This is a genomic window from Alterinioella nitratireducens (assembly GCF_013155465.1).
In the GTDB taxonomy this organism is placed as follows: Bacteria; Pseudomonadota; Alphaproteobacteria; order Rhodobacterales; family Rhodobacteraceae; genus Alterinioella; species Alterinioella nitratireducens.
Map to the genome: position 1 here is coordinate 1 of NZ_JABJVX010000041.1, position 4,947 is coordinate 4,947.

Genomic DNA, 4,947 nt, shown 5'->3' on the forward strand with positions numbered 1-4,947 from the left:
CGGCAGACGCGGCGAATATCATCGCCCTCGGCGGGTTCGGTCAGCGCCCACCAGACGTGCGCTTTCCGCTGGCCTTCCGGCGTCACACCGCCGCTTTCCACCACCATGGTCGGCGACCCAAGGTGACGTTCCAGATGGGCGCGCTTGGCGGCGATGTCGCCGGTGTCGAGATCAACCACGACGGTCTGCATCTGCAGGATCTCGGCGGCTTTGGCCTGCCCAGGCGCGGCCACGGTGCCGGGGATCACATAGACCGCTGCGCCCTCCCGCGACGCCCATGTGGCGAAGGTCGCCATCTTCTCCGGCGCGGCCTGATCCGCCTCCAGCCAGATGTTGTGCGGGCGGCCATCGATGCCCTGGCCTTTGTCGATGAAACTGCGGACCGGGATCAGCCCGTCGCAGTAGCCGAAGACGATCTGCATGAATTGCGCGATCTGCTCAGGATCGGGCTCGTCGCCGAACACGTCGATCTGCGGGGCCGCGTCGTTGAAATCGCGCCACGGGTTGAAATGGACGATGTTTTCCGTGGGCGTATCTGAAGTTGTGTCGTCGCGCATGGCTGTGTCCTGGTCGGGATCTGATGGATCGCAGGGCTCGTCGGTCATGCAGCCAGGCTCCAACACCGTTCGGCATGGGCACAGAAGCGGCACTCGAAGAAATCACGACTGGCGGCGATGCGGGGCAGCAACTCACCCGCGTCGGTGGCCTGCAGGATCCGCACCGCACGATCGGACATGCGCTGCGCCAGATCGGCATCGAAGGGGACGAGCTCGTGATGCAGCTCGGCCGTGTCCTTGTTGATCGCCGTGAACAGCGCCGGTGCCGCCGATATCCCCGGCACCGAAGGTTCCATGTAGGCCTGGTAGATCGCGATCTGCGCGGCGTAGACCGGCTTCGAGATAGCCACGCCGTCCTTGACGCAGGCGCGCCAGTTCTTCGCGTTCATGGTCTTGCATTCCCAGAGCGCGGGTGTGCGCAGACCAAGCGCTGCCGGGGCATCGGCGATGATCCCGTCGACATGGCCCCTGATGCGACCGCCCGCGACGGAGAAGCCGAACTGGCCGCCATCGCGTTTTTGCGTGACAAGATCGATCCCGGCGGCGCGCAGCCAGCGGATCGCCAGATCCTCTAGCTGGTGGCCGATTGCGAAGATCCGCAGCGTTTGGCCGCCGAAATCAGCCCCTTCATCCTTTGGCGCACCGGCGAAGTCGAACTGAAGCGCGCGTTCGCAGGCGTGGCCGAGGCGGGACGCGCCGAGATAGGTCCGGGGTGGCGTGCCCTCGCGCTCGGCGATGAGGGCTGCGTCGACCAGCGCGTTGATCCGCTCGGCCATGGATGGGCGTGGGTTGAAATCCAGCATCAGAACGGGATCTCGTTTGGAGCAGCGAGGCGCGACATCTCGGTGCCATATCCTTCCAGGACCTCCTCGATCAGCGCGGTGACCTCGGTCGCATCCAGATCACGCAGACGCTTGTCCCAGCCGATCTCGTCCATGGTTGTGCCGAGCCGCTTCATCACCAGCGCTATGGCGAGGCGTTCTTGGTCAGTGGTTCCCTGCATGGTCAGTCCTTTCCGGTGGCGTGCCGCGAAGAACGCCTGGCAGTGCATCGAGCAGAACCAGTGGTGTTCGCGGGGGCGGGGTTTGTTGGGGGTGAAGAAACCGAAGCCGCGCGCGGGGCGCAGGCAGACGGCACAAGGCTTGAGGCGCGGGTGCCAGAGGCGATCAACGCTCGGTCGATCCGAAGCCGCTGTGGGCGCGGATGGGATTTGCGCGACATGGCTCACGCGGCCCTCCCGAGGGACGGGGCGGCATGAGCGACCAGCTGGCGGATTTCGCGCTTGTTGAATTTGAAGGTCATCAGCGCCGAGGCGCGATAACGGGTGAGGCCATAGTCGCTGCGAAATTCCGTCGGCAGGTATTGCAGCTGCTTCTCGGTCGCGGCCTGTTTCAGCCACCCCTTGGTTTTGAAAGCGCTCTCATCGGTTTCATGGGTGTTGAGCCAGTCGTCGGCCTGCGCGAGACAGACCGTGCGTTCGCCCACACCAAGCAGCCGGGACGCGTGACCTTTGCCGCCGCCGACAGCGTGCCAGCGGCCCTCAAGGAAGAATATCCCGCCCCAGGCGTTGAACCCATTGGCCATCAGGGCCGCATCGTCACCGAAAAGGTCGACCCATGCGAAACTGGAGCGTTTCAAAAGGTCGATCTCGGACATGATGAAACTGTCGATCGGGGCGGAAATCTCTTGCGACAGGTCAGCGCCACAGAATGGGCATTCAGTGACGGCGAGCGGGATCTGTGCCTCGCATTCAGGGCAGGTCTTGCTCGGGGCTGGGCCGGGCACCGGTTCGCGGCCGTTCAGGTCTACGTCCTGTTCCAGCGTTCCGTGGGTCAGGCTAGACGTCCCGAAATCCAGCACGATGCAGTCTGTCTTGATGACGCCCGGGTATTCTTCCGGATCGACGGTGCGCAGACCACGGCCGATCATCTGGATCATGGTGGATTTGTAGGACGACGGCCTCAGCAGGACGACGCATGAGGTCGGCGGGTGGTCCCAACCTTCCGTGAGCACGGCAACGTTGACGATGACGCGGATCTCGCCCGACGCATAGGCGGCCAGGATCCTGCGCCGGGTCGCCCCGTCCAAGTCGCCATGGATGACAGCTGCCGGTATTTCCGCGTCGTTGAATGCCGCGGCGACATTCTCCGCATGGGCGACGGTGGAGCAGAAGACGACAGTGGGCCGGTCGCTGGCTTTCTCGCGCCAATGCCGGATCACCTCGTCGGTGACTGGGGCGCGGTTCATGATACCCGCCACCTCGTTCATGTCGAAATCCGACATTGTCTTGCGCACCGCGCGCAGTTCGTCCTGCACGCCGACGTCGATGATAAAGGTGCGGGGCCGCACCAGATGACCCGAGGCGATCAATTCCCCCAGCCGGACCTGGTCGCCTACGTTGTCAAAGATCTCGCGCAGACCTTTGCGGTCGCCCCGGTTCGGCGTGGCGGTGACACCGAAGATCCGGCAGTCGGGATTGGCGCTTCGCGCGTGGTCGATAATCCGGCGATAGCTGTCGGCGACTGCGTGGTGCGCTTCGTCAATCACCAGCAGATCAAGCGCGGGCATCTCTGCGAGATTGCCGGGACGCGTCAGCGTCGGCACCATGGCGAAGGTCGCCTGACCGGCCCAGTCCTTGCTCCCAGCATCGACGACCGAGGTCGTGATCTCCGTTGCAACCCGGCCGAACTTGGTTCGGTTTTGTGACGTGAGCTCGTCTCGATGGGCGAGGATACACGCCTTCGCGTCGCTGCCCTCGATGGAGCGCGCCACAACGGCGGAGAGCGCGATCGTCTTGCCGAAGCCGGTCGAAGCAATGCTGAGCGTGTTGCCATGATCGCAGAGCGCAGCGAGGCTGCGCTCCACGAAGAGGCTCTGGCGCGGACGAAGGCGCATGGCGCAACCCCTTACTGCGCCCATGCCGGGCGACCCGGCACAGGTGCGGCGGCAGGCTGCGGCGCAGGGGCGGTATTGGCGGCGGGTTGCTGAAGACCCAGCGACGGTGCCGCGCCCATCACGGCTGCGTAGTCACGATGATCGGGCGTGACCGCGCTGCGGATCTCGTTCTTGTCATCGCCGCTGGCGTCGGTGCCGATGTCGATGCGGGCGATGAACTCGATCCCGTCCAAGTCGGCAAAGCCGCTAATGCGTCGCGCCGCCTGCGCCTCGGGCGACATGTCCTTGTCGGAAATCCCGCGCGCCGAGTTCAGCATGCCGCGCACGAGGCTGCGGCCCATGTTCGCCCAGTCCGGTCCCTTGGGGCTGTAGAGCCCGATCAGGGTGAAGATCTTGCGGCGGGCGTACTGGCCCTCGGTCACAGTGAACTCGCCGTTGAGATACACCGCGCCGGTCGAGCCGCGCGTGGCATAGCCGCCGGTCCAGCCCTGCGCGGCATCGTCGAACCCGCCGGGGCGGATGGTCAGGCGCACCTTGGCCAGCGTGCCCTTGGGAATGAGGTTGGTGTTGCTCTGAGCGTCGTTGAAATCGTTCCAGGAACCCATGGGGAACCTCCTTCTATTTTCAGGATTGCGGTTGGGATTGGTCGGCGGCCGCCGGATCGACGGGCGGCGGGGCATAGGTCAGGCGATCCGTCGCCGGGGCTGCGGGCGTCCGGATCTTCGTCATCAGTCGGCCGAGATGGGGTTCTTCGACTTGTGCCAGGCGGCCGGAGCGGTCCTTGGCCGGAAAGCCCCAGGGATTGATGGTCTGGCAGACGAAGGCGCGATACGGATCGCCGCCATCGGCCTTCAGTTCCGCCATGGTGACTACCTCATCGACGATCCCTGGAAGTTCCAACCCGGTCTTTGAGCCGTCGATCTGCGGCTGGAAGACCTTGCGATTGAAGTCGTCGAGCTTCTCGTCGAGGATCCCGACGAACCATACATTCTTGGCCCGCGTGTGCTGCAGATGGGTCAGCCAGGCGATCATCTCGCGGCCGTGCAGACCGTAGGCACCGCGCACATCCGGCTTGCCGGTCTTCTCCGACAGCGCCTCGGGCTGGCCTTTGCACCAGCCGAAACAGAGCCGTCCTGCAACAGTGATCGAGTCCACGAAGATCGTGTCGTAGCGGTCGAGTGCTGTCGGATCGCCGAAGCGGTCGCAGACGGCGGCATAGTGCGCCGGGCTATAGGGCTGCTCATCGCGCAAAGCCGGGTTGGGCCCGCCGATGAACACCGCGAAATCCCGACATTCCGTCCAGGTTCTCGGCCGGATGCTGTCACCCGCCCAGCCCTCGATAGCCAGATCGCCCGCTTCGAGATCCATGAACAAGGTGCGGTCAGGATCGAGGGTCCAGAGGAGGGAAGTCTTCCCAATACCGGATTTCCCGAAGATGCAGCCCTTGATGCCGCGCGGCTCCGCCAACCGCTGGTCGGCGCTGATGATGGGGAGG

At 64.7% G+C, this 4,947-nt stretch carries 5 protein-coding genes and 1 pseudogene; all 6 read right to left on the reverse strand.

All coding sequences use genetic code 11. The annotated features are described in order from the left end of the window. A pseudogene (locus HNS34_RS20415) lies at positions 1-557 on the reverse strand (AAA family ATPase); the annotation flags it as partial. Positions 558-601: 44 nt separating this feature from the next. After that, entirely contained in the window at positions 602-1,360 is a 759-nt protein-coding gene (locus tag HNS34_RS20420) for a hypothetical protein (RefSeq protein WP_172321914.1), read from the reverse strand. Beyond that, on the reverse strand, positions 1,360-1,560 hold the full coding sequence (locus HNS34_RS20425; protein ID WP_172321915.1) for a DUF6511 domain-containing protein: 201 nt from the start codon (positions 1,558-1,560) through the stop codon (positions 1,360-1,362). Before HNS34_RS20425 ends, HNS34_RS20420 begins: the two co-directional genes overlap by 1 nt. Before the next feature lie 221 nt (positions 1,561-1,781). Next, positions 1,782-3,476: a DEAD/DEAH box helicase gene (locus HNS34_RS20430; RefSeq protein WP_328700583.1), complete on the reverse strand. Its 1,695-nt coding sequence runs from the start codon at positions 3,474-3,476 to the stop codon at positions 1,782-1,784. Next, positions 3,464-4,057 carry a hypothetical protein gene (locus tag HNS34_RS20435; protein WP_172321917.1) on the reverse strand — a complete coding sequence of 198 codons (594 nt, stop codon included), beginning with the start codon at positions 4,055-4,057 and terminating at the stop codon, positions 3,464-3,466. Before HNS34_RS20435 ends, HNS34_RS20430 begins: the two co-directional genes overlap by 13 nt. 19 nt (positions 4,058-4,076) lie before the next feature. Next, on the reverse strand, positions 4,077-4,947 hold an 871-nt coding region (locus tag HNS34_RS20440; RefSeq protein ID WP_172321918.1), incomplete at its 5' end, for an ATP-binding protein.

Bases quoted from the DNA above. Each gene is read 5' to 3' on its own strand.
- HNS34_RS20420 (WP_172321914.1), bottom strand. From the start codon at position 1,360: ATGCTGGATTTCAACCCACGCCCATCCATGGCCGAGCGGATCAACGCG.
- HNS34_RS20425 (WP_172321915.1), bottom strand. From the start codon at position 1,560: ATGCAGGGAACCACTGACCAAGAACGCCTCGCCATAGCGCTGGTGATG.
- HNS34_RS20430 (WP_328700583.1), bottom strand. From the start codon at position 3,476: ATGGGCGCAGTAAGGGGTTGCGCCATGCGCCTTCGTCCGCGCCAGAGC.
- HNS34_RS20435 (WP_172321917.1), bottom strand. From the start codon at position 4,057: ATGGGTTCCTGGAACGATTTCAACGACGCTCAGAGCAACACCAACCTC.